Origin of the sequence: Pseudomonas sp. v388, assembly GCF_003935425.1 — a bacterium.
In the GTDB taxonomy this organism is placed as follows: Bacteria; Pseudomonadota; Gammaproteobacteria; order Pseudomonadales; family Pseudomonadaceae; genus Aquipseudomonas.
The window spans coordinates 172013-188323 of the sequence record NZ_RHQN01000007.1; the positions used below are offsets into that span (position 1 = coordinate 172013).

General features: G+C 54.7%; 18 protein-coding genes and 1 other RNA gene. 6 read left to right on the forward strand and 13 right to left on the reverse strand.

The features are described 5' to 3' along the window. Positions 1-203 precede the first annotated feature (203 nt). Positions 204-300: signal recognition particle sRNA small type (ffs, locus tag EGJ27_RS17595), an RNA gene on the forward strand. 214 nt (positions 301-514) lie between these two features. Here the strand turns inward: ffs and EGJ27_RS17600 are convergent. Together EGJ27_RS17600 and EGJ27_RS17605 are read right to left on the reverse strand one after the other, a co-directional pair. Next, positions 515-1018, reverse strand: coding sequence for an N-acetylmuramoyl-L-alanine amidase (locus EGJ27_RS17600; RefSeq protein WP_125832015.1), 504 nt, complete (start codon positions 1016-1018; stop codon positions 515-517). 150 nt (positions 1019-1168) lie between these two features. Next, on the reverse strand, positions 1169-1942 hold the full coding sequence (locus EGJ27_RS17605; protein WP_125832016.1) for an ABC transporter substrate-binding protein: 774 nt from the start codon (positions 1940-1942) through the stop codon (positions 1169-1171). A 157-nt stretch (positions 1943-2099) separates the two neighbouring features. Here EGJ27_RS17605 and dnaX point away from each other — a divergent pair, with 157 nt between their 5' ends. From dnaX to recR, 4 genes are all read left to right on the forward strand, one after another. After that, positions 2100-4241 (forward strand): DNA polymerase III subunit gamma/tau, encoded by a 2142-nt coding sequence (gene dnaX, locus EGJ27_RS17610; RefSeq protein ID WP_125832017.1) that lies wholly within the window; start codon positions 2100-2102, stop codon positions 4239-4241. Between the two features lie 61 nt (positions 4242-4302). Beyond that, positions 4303-4629, forward strand: coding sequence for a YbaB/EbfC family nucleoid-associated protein (locus tag EGJ27_RS17615; protein ID WP_125832018.1), 327 nt, complete (start codon positions 4303-4305; stop codon positions 4627-4629). A 226-nt stretch (positions 4630-4855) separates the two neighbouring features. Next, positions 4856-5890 (forward strand): NADP-dependent oxidoreductase, encoded by a 1035-nt coding sequence (locus EGJ27_RS17620; RefSeq protein ID WP_125832019.1) that lies wholly within the window; start codon positions 4856-4858, stop codon positions 5888-5890. Between the two features lie 171 nt (positions 5891-6061). Then, positions 6062-6664: a recombination mediator RecR gene (recR, locus tag EGJ27_RS17625; protein WP_125832020.1), complete on the forward strand. Its 603-nt coding sequence runs from the start codon at positions 6062-6064 to the stop codon at positions 6662-6664. Positions 6665-6706: 42 nt separating this feature from the next. Here the strand turns inward: recR and EGJ27_RS17630 are convergent, their stop codons facing one another. Together EGJ27_RS17630 and fnr are read right to left on the reverse strand one after the other, a co-directional pair. After that, a complete protein-coding gene (locus tag EGJ27_RS17630) occupies positions 6707-7255 on the reverse strand; it encodes an adenine phosphoribosyltransferase (RefSeq protein ID WP_125832021.1) in 549 nt (182 codons plus the stop codon). A 63-nt stretch (positions 7256-7318) separates the two neighbouring features. Further along, the gene (fnr, locus tag EGJ27_RS17635) at positions 7319-8053 is read right to left on the reverse strand and encodes a fumarate/nitrate reduction transcriptional regulator Fnr (RefSeq protein ID WP_125832022.1); all 735 of its coding nucleotides are present in this window, start codon (positions 8051-8053) and stop codon (positions 7319-7321) included. 152 nt (positions 8054-8205) lie between these two features. Here fnr and EGJ27_RS17640 point away from each other — a divergent pair, with 152 nt between their 5' ends. After that, positions 8206-8673, forward strand: a complete 468-nt coding sequence (locus EGJ27_RS17640; RefSeq protein ID WP_125832023.1) for a chemotaxis protein — start codon at positions 8206-8208, stop codon at positions 8671-8673. 11 nt (positions 8674-8684) lie between these two features. Here the strand turns inward: EGJ27_RS17640 and hemN are convergent, their stop codons facing one another. The 9 genes from hemN to EGJ27_RS17695 form a co-directional block, all read right to left on the reverse strand. Beyond that, positions 8685-10067, reverse strand: a complete 1383-nt coding sequence (hemN, locus tag EGJ27_RS17645) for an oxygen-independent coproporphyrinogen III oxidase (protein WP_125832024.1) — start codon at positions 10065-10067, stop codon at positions 8685-8687. Between the two features lie 117 nt (positions 10068-10184). Continuing rightward, positions 10185-10448 carry a PAAR domain-containing protein gene (locus tag EGJ27_RS17650; protein WP_125832025.1) on the reverse strand — a complete coding sequence of 88 codons (264 nt, stop codon included), beginning with the start codon at positions 10446-10448 and terminating at the stop codon, positions 10185-10187. 150 nt (positions 10449-10598) lie between these two features. Further along, positions 10599-11000, reverse strand: a complete 402-nt coding sequence (locus EGJ27_RS17655) for a hypothetical protein (RefSeq protein WP_125832026.1) — start codon at positions 10998-11000, stop codon at positions 10599-10601. A gap of 471 nt (positions 11001-11471) precedes the next feature. Next, positions 11472-11885, reverse strand: a complete 414-nt coding sequence (locus tag EGJ27_RS17660; protein WP_125832027.1) for a hypothetical protein — start codon at positions 11883-11885, stop codon at positions 11472-11474. A 277-nt stretch (positions 11886-12162) separates the two neighbouring features. Next, positions 12163-12525, reverse strand: a complete 363-nt coding sequence (locus EGJ27_RS25345; protein WP_125832028.1) for an Imm15 family immunity protein — start codon at positions 12523-12525, stop codon at positions 12163-12165. A gap of 309 nt (positions 12526-12834) precedes the next feature. Then, on the reverse strand, positions 12835-13293 hold the full coding sequence (locus EGJ27_RS17670; protein ID WP_125832029.1) for a hypothetical protein: 459 nt from the start codon (positions 13291-13293) through the stop codon (positions 12835-12837). Positions 13294-14003: 710 nt separating this feature from the next. Beyond that, positions 14004-14249, reverse strand: coding sequence for a hypothetical protein (locus EGJ27_RS17680; RefSeq protein WP_125832030.1), 246 nt, complete (start codon positions 14247-14249; stop codon positions 14004-14006). Positions 14250-14707: 458 nt separating this feature from the next. Further along, positions 14708-15331, reverse strand: coding sequence for a hypothetical protein (locus EGJ27_RS17690; RefSeq protein ID WP_125832031.1), 624 nt, complete (start codon positions 15329-15331; stop codon positions 14708-14710). A gap of 321 nt (positions 15332-15652) precedes the next feature. Beyond that, positions 15653-16276 carry a hypothetical protein gene (locus tag EGJ27_RS17695; protein ID WP_125832032.1) on the reverse strand — a complete coding sequence of 208 codons (624 nt, stop codon included), beginning with the start codon at positions 16274-16276 and terminating at the stop codon, positions 15653-15655. Between the last annotated feature and the right edge of the window lie 35 nt (positions 16277-16311).

Below are 16311 nucleotides of genomic sequence, written 5' to 3' on the forward strand. Positions count from 1 at the left end.
TACAGTGTGGGCAGGCAACAGTCCGCAGATATCGAACGCATCGGCGCAGCTGCCCGGTCGACCGCTGCTGGCGGCGGCGTTCGGTGCACTCTTACAAGTGCTTGAGCTTCTTCGAATTTTTATCCGTGTCAACGGTTGTAACTTCGCGCCAGACCGGTACAATGGCGCGGCTCGCCAACTGGTGAGTGTCGTTATGGTGACCCCATCGGTCCCCCCGCAACGATTACCCGTGAACCTGGTCAGATCCGGAAGGAAGCAGCCACAGCGGGAACATTGTGTGCCGGGGTGTGGCTGGTGGGGTTACCACCTGACGAACCCTGTCGATTCTGGCGCTTCGCCGCCGCACCGTCACCGCCTGGTGGCTCGCGTGCACTTCATACTGTCCCTGATTTCTCCCTTACGATGCCCGACGTTGTGCTCCGCTGCGTGTGCATGCCTGTCGTTTCATGTCCAGGCGCGCTCCAGGCACGACGACGGTTCGCCGGCGGAAATCCGTCGTCGTGCAGGGTCAGGCTCAGGCGTTGACGATCTGACGCTGATCCAGCCACTGGGCTACATCGAACGACGGGCACGCCTTGATGAACTCATCCGGGGTAATCCGGCCATCACCGTTCTTGTCCGGAGACAGATCGCGATGGCCAAGGATGCGCGCCTGGGGATAGCGCCCCTTGAGTTCCCGCAGGAGCGCTTCCAGAGTGGCGAACTGCTCGGCGGTAAAGTTGTTGTGGGGCTTGCCTTGGGAATCGACGCCGCCTGCCAGGCATACGCCGATGGATTTGCTATTGTGGCCGCGCACATGGGCGCCGATGGCGCTTTCCGGGCGGCCGGTTTCGCGCGTGCCGTTGCGGCGGATCACGTAGTGGTAGCCCACGGTGTCGAAGCCGCGTTGCTTGTGCCATTGGGTAATCTGGGCAACACCGATGTCAGCCTGCGGCCCGGTGGCGGAGCAGTGCACCACGATCAGCTCAGTGGCTTCACGGTGCTTGAGGGGCGGGGTGGAAGAGGTTGTTGTGCTCATGTTCTTGCTTCCTTGCAAGGTGATTGGAGCCTTGAAAGAAATACAAAAAACGAGGGCAGGTCAACTCGGTTTCGTTACAGATCGGCTGATAAATTCATCCATTTGTAACCTTCGTAAGACACTTCCCGTTCGCCATTCAGAATGCGGCGATTACCTTCGCAGCACGTCAATGCTGTGGTCGGCAGGCGCGCTATAGCGCTCGACGATTCGATCGATCTCTCCCGACACTCGCATGCGCACCAGCGTGCGAAGAATTGCCTGTGCCGGCAGGGCGGGGTCGTTACGCACGATGCAGCCCGCTGCCTGCTCGCTGATCAGGGCGATGGGTTTGAGGCGCTGGCTGCTCGGCAGCCCCCGATTGATCCAGCTCAACACCCGTTCGCTGACAGCGGCGTAGTTGTAGCGCCCGGCAATCAGTTTGCGCAGGGCGTGTTCCTCGCTGCGCGCATCTTCCCGGATCAATTGATGATTGGCGAACAGGTGCGCCAGCGCAGGGTAGTTGTAGCCCAGGACGGTGCCGATGGTTTCACTGTCGAATTGCTCAGGATAGGGACCGGCGGCCGTCTGGGCCGAAGCGATCAGCAGGTCGCGCTGGAACAGGATGGGCAGGCTCCACAGGTAGTCGCCGGAAATGTCCGGCACCCAGGCCTGGGCTGCGTAGCAGCGGATATCCACTTCGCCGTGGGCCAGTGCCGTTTGCACGCGCAGGCGCGGCAGGACATGGTACTCAGGCGTCATGTCGACCTGCCGGGCCAGGCTCTGCATGATGTCGTAGAGGATGCCGGAGACCGGCTGGTGGTCCTCGATCTGAATCAACGGCATCGACCAGCTGTCGGCGACCGAAAATCTCAACGGGGGACCGGCAGCGAAGGCTGCCCGGGACAAGAGAAGCAATGCGCACAGCAACAGCACAATTCGAAACATGGGACGAACGCCTTCCAATGGGCAAAAGCTCTTGTTTCTGAGTGCCGGTCCATTCATTTGCATAGCTTAGCCACATAACAGCAGGACACCAGATGCAATTTTGCCCCTGCTCCGCTAGCATTAGCGGTCTTCCGCATTCCAGTCGCGACGGTTTTCAATGAGTTATCAGGTTCTTGCACGTAAATGGCGTCCGCGCTCGTTCCGCGAAATGGTCGGCCAGACCCATGTGCTCAAGGCCCTGATCAATGCGCTGGACAGCCAGCGCCTGCATCACGCCTACCTTTTCACGGGTACCCGAGGCGTCGGCAAGACCACCATCGCCCGAATCATCGCCAAGTGCCTGAACTGCGAAACCGGCATCACCTCGACGCCCTGCGGCACCTGTTCAGTGTGCCAGGAGATCGACGAGGGCCGTTTCGTCGACCTGATCGAGATCGACGCCGCGAGCCGGACCAAGGTCGAGGATACCCGCGAGCTGCTGGACAACGTGCAGTACGCGCCAAGCCGCGGACGCTTCAAGGTCTACCTGATCGACGAAGTGCACATGCTGTCCAGCCACTCGTTCAACGCCTTGCTCAAGACCCTCGAAGAGCCGCCACCCTACGTCAAGTTCATCCTGGCAACCACCGATCCGCAAAAGCTGCCGGCAACCATTCTGTCGCGCTGCCTGCAGTTCTCGCTCAAGAACATGACACCCGAACGCGTGGTAGAGCACCTGACCCACGTATTGGGGGTCGAGCGTGTGCCGTTCGAAGACGACGCGCTCTGGCTATTGGGTCGCGCCGCCGACGGTTCGATGCGCGATGCCATGAGCCTGACCGATCAGGCCATCGCCTTTGGTGAAGGCAAGGTCATGGCGGCCGATGTGCGGGCCATGCTGGGTACGCTGGATCACGGCCAGGTGTTCGACGTACTGACTGCCTTGCTCGAAGGTGACGCCCGTGGCGTACTTGAGGCCGTGCGCCATCTGGCCGAGCAGGGACCGGACTGGAACGGCGTGCTGTCGGAAATGCTCAACGTGCTGCACCGCGTGGCGATTGCCCAGGCGATGCCCGAAGGCGTCGACAATGGCCATGGTGACCGTGATCGCGTGCTGGCGCTGGCTCAGGCCCTGCCGGCCGAAGACGTGCAGTTCTATTACCAGATGGGCCTGATCGGTCGTCGCGACCTGCCACTGGCACCCGATCCGCGGGGCGGGTTCGAGATGGTGCTGTTGCGCATGCTGGCGTTCCGGCCTGCCGACACTGCCGGCGCACCGAAACAGCCGCTAAAGCCAGCGGGAATCAGCCAGGCCACGGCTGATTCCCTGGCTGCGGTGGCCGGTGCGGCATCGGTTGCATCGGTCAAGCCTGCTGCGGTGGCGGCGGCGCCTGCGCCGGCCATCGAGCCTGCGCCTGTTCAGGCACCTGCCGGTCATGCAGCGCCGGTCTTGGCCCAGGCTGCACCGGCCGAAGAAATCGACCTGCCGTGGAACGAGCCCAAGGCGCCTGTGGCTCAGCCGCTCGCTGAGCCTGAACGGCCGCAGACCGCCGAACCGGTTGTGCCTCAGGCGCCGGAGCCGGTGCTCGACACCGTCGCCGAACAACCTGATCTCACGCCCATGCCTGCACCGGCGCCCGCCAGCCCTGTGCCGGATGCGCCGGAACTCGAGGCCAGTGCGCCGGTTGCCGCCGAGCAGGTTACCCCGGCCATGCTTGAATCGGTTCCCGATGCTGCGCATATTTCCGCGCCGATGGATCGGGATGACGAGCCGCCGCTGGACGATGATTACGTCGAGCCGGACATTGATATCGACCCGGCTTCCTACAGCTACCTGGATGAGCTGGCCCACGACAGCGTCGGTGAAGAAGACCCGGTCGAACCCGAGCCCCTGCCTGCAGCGATGCCGGCCACTGGGCTGGCGGCCGAATGGCTCGAACTGTTTCCGAAGTTGCCTATCTCCGGCATGACCGGCAGTATTGCCGCCAACTGCACTCTGATCGAGGCCGACGGCGACAACTGGCTGCTGCACCTGGACCCGGCGCACAGTGCCCTGTTCAACGCCACCCAACAGCGTCGTCTCAACGATGCATTGAACCAACAGCAGGGTCGCGCTATCCATCTGCGTATCGAGTTGATCAAGCCGGAGCAGGAAACCCCGGCCCAGGCGGCGGCTCGCCTGAGGGCTGAACGCCAGCGCCAGGCCGAAGCGTCGATCCACGCCGATCCGTTCATCCAGCAGATGTTGCAGCAGTTTGGCGCGGTGATCCGAGAGGATACGATTAAGCCTGTGGACGCTCCTGTGGCGCAGACTCATTAACTGACGGCTCGGCGCTGATGGCGCCGCGCACACGAACCATCCATTTTCGAGGAGATATCCCATGATGAAAGGTGGCATGGCTGGCCTGATGAAGCAGGCCCAGCAAATGCAGGAAAAAATGGCCAAGATGCAGGAAGAACTGGCCAACGCGGAAGTCACCGGTCAATCGGGCGCCGGCCTGGTGAGCGTGGTGATGACCGGTCGTCACGACGTCAAGCGCATCACCCTCGATGACAGCCTGATGCAGGAAGACAAGGAAGTGCTGGAAGACCTGATCGCCGCAGCCGTTAACGACGCGGTGCGCAAGATCGAGCAGACCAGCCAGGAAAAGACTGCCGGCATGACCGCAGGCATGCAATTGCCGCCGGGTATGAAGCTGCCGTTCTGATCTGCCCAAGGCCGGGTGAAAGCTGCCGCTTGCCTGTTTTCGCCCTGTCTTGCCTTCGGCCGCAACGTTTTCACGGGGTCTGGGTTGTGTACGAAATGCCAGGCCATGTGCCTGGCTTTTTTTTGGCTGTTTTCCGGCGGTCAGCGCCGCCTTGCCGACGATAGAGCGAACGCTCATGGGTGTGCACTGTCTGCTTTGCATAGCCCACCATTCAGGAGCCCGACTTATGACCCCGGAATTGATCCTCAACCAGCGCATCGTCCTGGCTTCCCGACCACAAGGCAGACCGACGCCCGAGAACTTCCGGCTGGAGCGCGAGGCGCTGCCGGAAATTGAAGACGGGCAGGTGCAGCTGCGCACGCTGTATCTGTCGCTGGACCCCTACATGCGCGGTCGCATGAGCGACGCGCCGTCCTATGCAGACCCTGTAGAAATCGATGCGGTCATGGAAGGCGGCGCGGTCAGCGTCGTTGAGCAATCGCGTAACCCGAAATTCAACGTCGGCGAACTGGTCGTCGGTCAGACCGGTTGGCAGACCCACAGCATCCAGGATGGCGCTGCGCTGCTGAAAGTCCCCGAAGGCTTGCCCAGTCCTTCCATGGCGGTGGGCGTGCTGGGCATGCCCGGGATGACGGCTTACATGGGCCTGATGGACATCGGCCAGCCCAAAGCCGGCGAAACCCTGGTGGTGGCGGCAGCTTCCGGCGCGGTGGGTTCGGTGGTTGGCCAGGTCGCCAAACTCAACGGCCTGCGTGTAGTAGGTGTCGCGGGCGGTGCCGAAAAATGCCGCTACGTCGTGGAAGAACTGGGCTTCGACGCCTGTATCGACCACAAGAGTGACAACTTTGCGCAAGAACTGAAGCAGGCTTGCGGGCAGGGTATCGACGTCTACTTTGAACTGGTGGGCGGCAAGGTATTCGATGCCGTGCTGCCACTGCTTAATGCCGGTGCTCGAATTCCGGTGTGTGGCGTGATTGCGCAGTACAACGCCCAAGGTGAAGCAGAAGGGCCGGACAAGCTGCCGCTGCTGTTGCGCACGCTGTTGACCAAGCGCGCCACCATGAAGGGCTTCATTGTGTTCGAGGCCTATGGCTCGCGCCGCAACGAGTTCATCGACGCCATGACGCCGCTGGTCAAGGAAGGCCGGATCAAGTTCCGGGAAGATGTGGTCCACGGGCTGGAAGCCGCGCCCGAAGCCTTCATCGGACTGCTGGAAGGCCACAACTTCGGCAAGCTGGTGGTCGAGGTCTCCAAGCCTTGATGGTGCAGACCCTGTAGGCGCCACCGTGGCGGCGATCTGGCGCGTAGCGGCAGCGAAACCGGCTCGCCGGGTTTGTCAAAGTTCCGTGTCGTCTTGCCGGCTCGCACATTGACGCTCACCGCAAGGCGCGGGTATAAACCGCGTCTTGTGTTTATGTCGGACTTTTCTCCAATGAGCTTCAGCCCCCTGATTCGCCAATTGATCGATGCCTTCCGTGTACTGCCAGGCGTCGGTCAGAAAACTGCGCAACGCATGGCCTTGCAATTGCTGGAGCGCGACCGCAGCGGGGGCTCGCGTCTGGCGTCGGCACTGAGCCAGGCGATGGAAGGTGTCGGCCACTGCCGCGCCTGCCGCACTCTGACCGAGGAAGAACTCTGCCCGCAATGCGCCGATCCGCGGCGCGATGACACGCTGCTGTGCGTGGTGGAAGGTCCGACCGATGTCTATGCCGTGGAGCAGACCGGTTATCGCGGCCGCTACTTCGTGCTCAAGGGCCATCTCTCGCCACTCGACGGACTCGGCCCCGAGGCCATCGGCATTCCACAACTGATGGAACGCGTTGCCGAACAGGGCACCTTCACCGAAGTGATCCTGGCAACCAACCCGACGGTAGAAGGCGAGGCCACTGCGCATTACATCGCGCAGTTGCTCAATGAGAAGGGCTTGATCGCGTCGCGCATCGCCCACGGCGTGCCATTGGGCGGCGAGCTGGATCTGGTCGACGGCGGGACACTGGCGCACTCGTTCGCGGGTCGCAAACCCATCGCGCTGTAATCGGCGGCCGGGCTGCGCAAGGAGTGCGCCGTTTGTTGGAGATTACTGCTCGTCCAGCGCGAACTCGGTCAGGCAGAAGGTCGGGATGTTCAGGTCGTTCAGGCGCCGTGAACCGCCCAGTTCCGGCAGGTCGATGATCGCTGCGGCTTCGTGGATGTGAGCGCCCATGCGGCGGATCAGGTTGGCCGCTGCGATCAACGTGCCCCCCGTGGCAATCAGGTCATCGAACATCACTACAGAGTCGCCGTCGCACAGGCTGTCGGCGTGAACTTCCAGGTAGGCCTCGCCGTACTCGGTCTTATAGCCTTCGCACAGGACGTCCGCCGGCAGTTTGCCCTGCTTGCGAAACAGCACCAGCGGTTTGTTGAGTTCGTAGGCCACGACCGAGCCGATCAGGAAGCCGCGGGCATCCATCACGCCGATATGGCTGAAGTCAGCCTCGATGTAACGCTGTACGAAGCTGTCGATCACCTGGCGCGTGGCCTTGGGTGACTGGAACAGGGGCGTGATGTCTCGGAAGATGACGCCTGGCTTGGGAAAGTCCACCACCGGGCGTATCAGGGATTTGAAACTCATTTCATCAGCAGTCATCTGGAGTGATCCGGAGCAAGGTTGGCCGACAGTTTAAGCCGACCAGCCCTGGATCGCACGTTTTCAGCTGTCCATTGCGCCGCCCGCCAGGGCGCACAACTGGATCGGGTCAAGGATGTGGATCTCCTTGCCTTCGGCGGCGATCAGCTCGCTCTGCTGGAACCGGGTGAACACCCGCGACACTGTTTCCACCGCAAGGCCGAGATGATTGCCGATTTCGTTGCGCGACATGCTCAGGCGGAACTGATTGGCGGAGAACCCGCGTGCCCGGAAACGTGCCGACAGGTTGACCAGGAACGTGGCGATGCGCTCGTCGGCGGTTTTCTTCGACAGCAGCAGCATCATCTGCTGGTCGTCACGGATTTCCCGGCTCATTACCCGCATCAACTGGCGGCGCAACTGAGGCAACTGCACCGACAGCTCGTCCAGCCGCTCGAAGGGGATTTCACACACTGACGTGGTTTCCAGTGCCTGGGCCGACACCGGGTAGGCTTCGGCGTCCATCCCGGACATGCCTACCAGCTCGCTTGGCAAGTGGAAGCCGGTGAGCTGTTCTTCACCGCTGTCGCTGATGTTGAAGGTTTTCAACGCGCCGGAGCGGACGGCGTACACCGACTCGAAGGTATCGCCCTGACGGAACAGAAACTCGCCCTTCTTGAGCGGCCGGCCGCGTTTGACGATCTGGTCGAGAGCTTCCATGTCTTCCAGATTCAGGGAAAGGGGCAGGCAGAGCGGTGCAAGGCTGCAGTCTTTGCAATGGGCCTGTGTATGAGCACGCAACTTGGCTGGCTCGGACATCACTAAATTCCTTGTGGGAAATCACACATAGGTCGTAAGGGTAACTCACACGCAACGGCTTCGGCCAGCTTCAAACGGCGGGTGCGACATCAAGGAACCGGCGTATTGGCCGATAGCCTCTTACTTGTCCAATCCTGCAGGATGCACCTCTTATGTCGCTCTCAGGCCCTGTTTTCAACGGTATCAACGTGCGCACGCCAGTGGCCCAGACCGCTGCGAATGCCGACGAAAGCACCCGCAACGTTACCGCGCCAGTGGAGACGCCGGCGGTGAAAGTCGACCTGTCCAGCGCCGGCAAGGCAGCCTCGTCGGCTTCGTCGCGCAACGCGGACATCGAGCAGAGCGGGTTGCCCGAGTCGGTGCAGAAGATCCTCAAGGCGGTGCGCGAACTGCAACGCAAGATCCAGGAAACCATGGAGCAGCTGCAAAAGGTGCTCAGCGACAAAAGCCTGACCTACGATGAGCGTCAAACCAAAGCCACCGCGTTGCAGACAGTGCTGGGCATGTTGCAGCGGCAGATCAGCAACTCCACCGCTGACCTGTCGATCCTGATGAACCAGTTGCAATCGAGCGACAGCGACAAGATCAAGGCCGGGATTCTGGTCATGGCCAAGATGTAGGCCGACGTCGGTCAGATGACCCGCGAAAAGCGCTGCCGATTCTGTTGAGTCAGGTGCGCGTCAAATATCATGCATACCGACCGCACCAACAGGCGCCCGGCGGGCAGCACTGCAATGCCAGTGTCGCTCAGGGTGATGAGCCCGTCCTTGGCCATGCGCTTGAGCGCGGTCCAGTCGTCGGCAAAGTAGCGCCTGAAGTCGATGGCGAACACCTTTTCGATTTGCTCGAAATTCAGCTCGAAGTGGCAGATCAGCTGCTGGATCACCGCGCGGCGGATCCGGTCATCTTCATTGCACACCAGGCCTTGCTTGGTCGCCAGCTGATCGCTGGACAGCAGTGCCTGGTAATCGCTCAGATCGCTGCTGTTCTGGCTGTATACATCGCCGATCTGACTGATTGCCGACACCCCAAGCCCGATCAGGTCGCAATGGCCGTGGGTGGTGTAACCCTGGAAGTTGCGCTGCAGGGTCAATTCTTCCTGGGCAATCGCCAGGTCATCGTCCGGCAATGCGAAATGATCCATGCCGATGTAGCGATAACCCGCAGATGTGAGCTGCTGGATCGTGTGTTCGAGCATCGCCAGCTTGACGTCAGGCGCCGGCAGATCCGCACCTTCGATCCGGCGCTGGGGCATGAAACGCTCGGGCAAGTGCGCATAGTTGAACACCGAGAGCCGGTCCGGCTGCAGGCTGATGATTTCCTCGACCGTGCGGGCAAAACCTTCAGGCGTCTGCCTGGGCAGGCCGTAAATCAGGTCGATGTTCACCGAGCGAAACTGCAAAGTGCGGGCTGCCTCGACGATGGCCCGGGTTTCATCGAGGCTCTGCAGGCGATTGACGGCCCGCTGCACCACCGGGTCCAGATCCTGAACCCCCAGACTGACGCGGTTGAAACCCAATTCCCGCAGCAGGCCCATGGTCGACCAGTCCGCTTCGCGCGGGTCAATCTCGATGCCGTAATCGCCGGAATCATCGTCCAGCAGATTGAACTGGCTGCGCAGCTGCGCCATCAACTGACGCAGCTCGTCATGACTGAGAAACGTCGGTGTCCCGCCGCCAAAGTGCAACTGCTCCACCGCCTGACCCGAATCGAGATGACAGGCCAACATCTGGATTTCCTGCTCCAGGCGCTGAAGATAACCCTGCGCCCGCCCACGATCCTTGGTGATCACCTTGTTGCAGGCGCAGTAGTAACAAATGTTCGCGCAGAACGGGATGTGCACATACAAAGACAACGGGCGCACCGCCTTGCGGCTTTCACGCAAGGCATGCAACAGGTCGAATCCACCCACCTGGGTGTCGAACTGGACCGCAGTCGGGTAGGACGTATAACGAGGTCCGGCCAGATCGTAGCGGCGGATCAGATCAGAATCCCAACGGATGGCGTCGAGCATGCGGGCGTTCCCCCCGGATAGGCTGGCAATGTCCGGCAGTCTATGGCGGCTGCGCGTTGCACATGTTGATGCGTGTCAAATGAGCGCACATGGGGGAGGGCAGGTCGTCGGCTTGAGTCAGCGGATGACTTCGCCCTTTGGATCGCCTGCGATCAACGTGGCACCGCAGGCGGTTTTCATGCCTTCCAGAGCGACGGGGACGCCGTTCATGGTGAAGGTTTCGCTGCCTTCAAGGATGGGAAAGCTGGCTTTGCAGAGTGGGCAAAACACCCTATGACCGACACCGACCAAGGGCTCGCCGTTGAAGTCGGTGTGGGAGAAGTCTCCAAGTATTTTGCCGCCGTGGGTGGTGGTGTCGTTTTTGCGGATGAGTTTTTTCATGGTTAGTTGTTTTGTGGGAAAGGGCTATTTGTAGATTGAGTAGGCTACGCCTACTCATGAAGGATCTTCTTGTTTGGAGGGGACATTACGCATAATGTCTCCTTTGCAGACAGAACATGTGCCCACTTTCTGATAAGAATTATGGATCGGTCATGCATTATTTGCGGGCGCCGCAGGCTTGGTTCTTTCTGCATGACTTCTTCTCGCGCTTTTAGCTACGTCTTTTACCTTATCGCGCATAAGACGCTCCAATAAAGGTAATGGTGTCTTCCTGTTTATCGCTATGATGGATCTGACATACCTATCCGGGTCATCAGACAAGCGCTCGAATAGTTCTACGGAAAGCTTCCGTTTTCGTGCGATGTGGAGTTTCAATGAGGAATAGATCTTATACAAATATTCGAGAATCTCCAGAGGGACAATCTTGTTGTGTATCACCCATTGCCTATAGTCCGGGTGGTCGTTAACCAACTCATACCAGACCTCAATGGGCACCTCTTCCAAAGCTGAACGGTCATATTCGAGTTTGATTTGGCTGGAACGTAGTCTCATGAATTCTTCGGCAGAGTTTATCACGTGGTTTTTTCTGTGTATAAAATTGTATGCTGTTCACTGGAGTGTGAAGAGTTTTTGTGTGAGAACTTATATTTACATGGTTGCTGCTCATAACTGTCAGACTCACCCAGCTGAGTGGTGCTTAAAGTGGCCCCTCATAAGGCAGTTGAGTGTGATGCATGTAAATCAACTCTCCAGACTGTCCCATTAGATCTTTTAACTCGTCAAAGAAAAAATCCAGGTTGTCTGAAAACACCTCAAATTTACAAATATCAGTCGTGCAAAGTCATCATTGGGTTTAGCAGGGATTCTCCCTACGCTTGCATAAGTTATTTTTCTGAAGTTCTCGAAATGGTCTCTATAGCATAAGATTTTGTATTTCATGGTTTTTCTTTTTGATGCGCTTGTTGTGGGTTCAAAGTGGGTCTAGTATCTGGCTTGTAGGCTGACCAGTTTCGGTATGTGGTGTTACATTAATCTGAAATATTCGATGACTATGTCCACAATTGCCTCTTCATTTTCTCCTCTGTAACCGAGCAGTTCGATAAACCATGACAGCTGCTCCCCTAGGTTGTCTAAGTTTTCTTCATTGATATGAACCATTATTGCTGCGATTCGGAGATCAATGGCTTTTTGGTTTCTGAAATCTCGTGTGAATCCTTCATTTTCTAAGAGGTGCTTGTAATGTTTTTCATACTCGATGCACTCAAAGCTGGTTTTTGATAGATTTATATAATTCTCCACAATTTTTCGAGGGTTATGCTCGAGTGACGAGAATTCCATGCCAACACTTTCAAGCACTTTAATGAATAGCTTTCTCAGTAAAATGTTCGCGTCGCGGCCGTTTTCGGGCCATTTAATTGAGGCTATATTGAAGCTCATTTTTATCCTAGAAGTATTGCAGGGCTTTCCGCTTTCATGAAGAAGCTATGCCATATCATGTCGCTAAACCTGAGTGAGATTGTCAGGTGTTTAGGGCTCGCAATATGGCTCCGCTGGTTTTGGTATCACGTAAACTCTTACAATTTCTTCGTTGCATGCAGGGTCGTAAAATCTGCTCTCGATGAATTCAAACTCGTCTTCCGATCCGCTTATTGAGAATAGCTCTCGGACTGCATTCATCTCGCTAGATGATTTTGCGCTTCGTTGGTAAAGCTTCTCAGGAAAGCCGAGTTCTCGCCCTTCTGGATATATAAATATTTTGGGTATTATAAATTTGTCTTCTTTGTAGCGATCTATGTTTGTGAAGGTGATCGCAAAAAAAAGTATCCCTTGTGCTTTTTTTTCTTCCTGATACCAGTAGTGAGGTTTTTAGAACAAAAATAGAAAGGCTTATTAGAAGATCGCGAACCCCCTTGAGTCCTAGCTCCCGCTTAAAGTATTTCAGTCTGCTATAACGAGACACTATCGGTATCTCTTCGAAGCTTTCGTAGTCTGTCACGAAAATATCCGTGTTATTGTAAGGCTCCTTAAAATTTTTTTTTTGTATGTCTGAAATTTTCATTCTAATGGTTTGCTCCATCCATGCTCTACGAGCCAGTTAATCGTTTTCTTGGAAAACGTGGGTTTACCTCTGCCTTTGTCGGGAATCGAGCCATCTAAATTTAGGCCTGATCCACATCCGCAACTCGTACCGGGCTATAGGAGAACCTCGTCTAACGCTGAGCGATCCTACTCATTTTTGATGCGACTGAAAGGCGGTATCATGAGTTCTTTGCCGGATTCTATAATGGTTGTCCACTCTGTTTTGTAAGTGTTTTTCTATTAATCTCTTGCTAGTCACCGCAATTGATAATTGGTGGGGTAACATGAGTTTCAAATTCGACCTGTTTTAGTTGATTAGCTTATAGAAGTGATCAATAAATATTGTTGTAGTATTTGGGTTTGTTTTTTTTATGTCGTGGTACAGATAAATTAGAGGTGTGGGGTCACCTTGATTTTGCTCCTCCCAACTTTCGTAGCCTGCTAGGCAGTGGATAACACATCTGGCCATTCCTGCTGTAAAAGGGTTTGAGTTTTGGTATTTTCTTTCGATATCCCATAGCCCCTCAAATCCGTGCGTAGAAATTTCCCCAGTGGTTCCGGTTGCTCTCAATGTGTTAATTGTGGATAGGTTTTCCTTTAGATAGTGCAGTGCTATATTCGAGTCTGCGTTGAGAGATAATGTTTTTTCCATGACGTGTAATACTAGTAAGGCAAAATGATCTCTGATTTTTTCTAGGGAGATATTGTTCTCTAGTAGATCTCTTTCAAGAGTGTCGAGGTCGTCCATTTCTTTTTTATTTGTCATTTTATAACTCTGTCATATCGTGCGAGCCGGTTTCGTGGTCTTGTCATTGGTATTGGTATTGGTCCTTGCTCTAGAGAGTAAAGAGCTAGTTAAGTGTTATTTCAACCAAATGTTTCTGGGGTACTGCCTAGCCCTGCACTAATTGAATAGCAAGCTATCCTCCGGCACTCACACCCGGCATCTATAGCCCACCCGTACGCTGTCGCCTTAGGCAATTGTAGTTTGCAGTGTTTGAGACAGATTCGTCTTCGTCGTAAAGCAACTTTTGAAGAATATACATTGGAACTTTCCTATTAGCGGCGATTGCTATGCGTACCGTCCTGCTGACATCGGCAGCTAAACGTTCAAATAATGAATTCGAGAGCTTTCGTTTTTTCGCGAAACTTGTCTGGTCATATCGTCAGCTTCAGCTAGTCGTTCAAGAATTTCTAAGGGTACAGTCTTGTTATGTGCTACCCATCGACTATACTCAGGAAAACTTTCGGTCACTTCATATAAGACCGAAGGTAGTGCTTCATCCATGGCTGAGCGGTCATATTCATTTTTTCTCTGCTATCGCGTAGCCTAATGAATTCATCTGCGGACTCTATCATTCGATTAAGGAAAACTCTGGTTTTTGATTTGGGTTTTGTTCTTTGGATTGTAATCGGCGTTTTGTATGTCCATGCTTCTGATTGGCAGTCATCTAGAGTTATGACAGCAGAATAAGGTTATTTCTTTATCGGGGCAGGCAGCTGCATGGCGATGATGTCTGCATGTTTTTTGTAGGTGAATCCTTCTATCTCGTCTTGTAAATGGACGTGGTCTATTCCGTTGCTAGACATTTCGTAGGCCGCATGAATCAAAAATAGGCCTATTTCACGAATGGCTTCAGGGCTGCCGTACACTACAATTTCGTCCAACTGGTTGGATATCTCACTTCCGATTTCGGTCCCGTGAACTGAAAATTTCTTCATAGCTCAAACCCCTTATTTCTCAAGTGATCTTTCTCTTTACGTGAGAGTTCGGAAATAGCTCCACGTGACTCATGGCTCGGAGTGCCATCTTGGTTGATGACGATTTCCTTCTTTCTATTTTTGCACTGGCAATGCGCATGGACTTGCTGATTGGTGTTCATCACATGCGGTTGTCGATCCGTATCCTTCCAATGCCTACTTTCTCCCATCGACCGGACTCGCCAACCCAAACGGATCAACCCACCCCCACCGGATTCGGCGCATAGGCATACAGATTCAACCCGCCCAGCAATCCGATCGGGGCCTTGGAAAATGAATCGGTCGCCCCACGGGGCATAGCACGATGGCAGCTGTGCTAACAATCTCGATTTTGAAGAATCTGCGACAGATTTTACCTGTCGAATCTACGAAACGGGATTACTAGTCTAGTGGGATTTATAACCAAAATTTTGACATAGTCAGTGGTATGGAAGCTGAGAGTGGTCGACAAAAATCAATTCGCCTTTTCCATTGATCAAACGTTTAAGATCATCGAAAAAAAAATCCAGATTATCGGAGAACACTTCTAACGCTCCATGGCCATGCTCGCCGGATCCGACTTCCTTTGTCACATAATGACAATTTTCAATTATCTCTTTATACAGTCTCTCATTAATTGGATGCCCTTGAAGCTTTAAGAACTCCGTCAGACTTGTGGTTTTTGGAATCGGACAGGGGCGCCTATGCCGACTCATTATTTTGTACTTCTTGGCATCGAGCTCTGACTTTTCGTAAGCCTTAATCATATTGCCGAAGTACTGGTCTTTCGGTCTGAATGTATACGCCCTACTTTCAGCTGGTAAAATATTTGATTCATAAAACAACTCAGCCCCTGCGAGCACATAACTCCCTTGTGCTAGCGCGCCCAATAACAGTGCCGCGTCTGCAGAGGCGTCAAATCCAATATCCCCTTCTGTAGTTATGCAGACTAATAATGCAAATTCATCTTGTTCGTTTGCAGGTATTTCTCTTGTTTTTGGAGATGTAATCCGTTTATAGAACTCAAATTTATCTCTGTAGCACAGTATTTTATATGCACTCATTTTTCACTCCAGGGGTAGGTAGATATTATCTCCCTATTTTTATGATTTGTTGCGTGAACGTGAGGTCCATTGAGGTGAGGCGGTTGACCGGGGCCGATGAGGTCCGGGTGGCCATCTGGATGATCAAATACCTCTGCCGGTGATACTTTCACTTTGGAGAGAGGAGAATTTTTGCATCGATGCCCTAATCCCGATGTCCCTTTACGTTTGAGGCAAGCGTGATTTTTCCCACTGCAATTCGGATGGAGATCGCCATGCTCAGTGACTCCGCCTCCGCCTCCACGTCCAACCCTGGGCACTTTCGCGTGGAGGTAAGTGCGCTCAGTGGTAGGGAATTAAGTAGTGTTCAACAAATAATAATTCACCTGAATCATCCATTAGTGACTTTAGGTCGCTAAAAAAATTGGTAAGATCATCTGAAAATACCTCGAATGCCCCGAAGCCATGCTCCCCAGATGCTACTTCTATAACGACGTAATGGCAGGTCTCAATTAATTTTCGGTACAGCTCTAGGGTTATAGGTCGTTTTGAGCTCTTCAAAAAAGGCGTCAAAATTTTCGGATTGGGCTGCGGACAGCTTCGTCCATTCCGGCTCATTACCTCAAATTTTTTGGCATCTAGCTCAAGTTTCTCATGTTCCCTAATCATGTTTTCGAAAGAGCTGCACCTAGGTTTGAATGTGTAGCCGCCGCTGTAGCGAGAAGCTGCTTGTGCTACGTGTAGCATCTTATCTCCGCTTGCGCTGTAACACCCTTTGAATAGTAGGCCTAAAAGATCTAGGGCCTTTGAGGATTTATCAAATCCTATTTGCCTCTCATTGTTTACGCAAACTAGAAGAGCGAAGTCATCTTGCGCGCTTGCAGGGATTTCACGAATGCGATCGTTTGTTATTCTCTTATAGGACTCAAAGGAATCTCTATAGCAGAGTATTTTATAGCCAGTCAAAAGTTTTCCCATTGGTTGACGGATAATATTTTGTT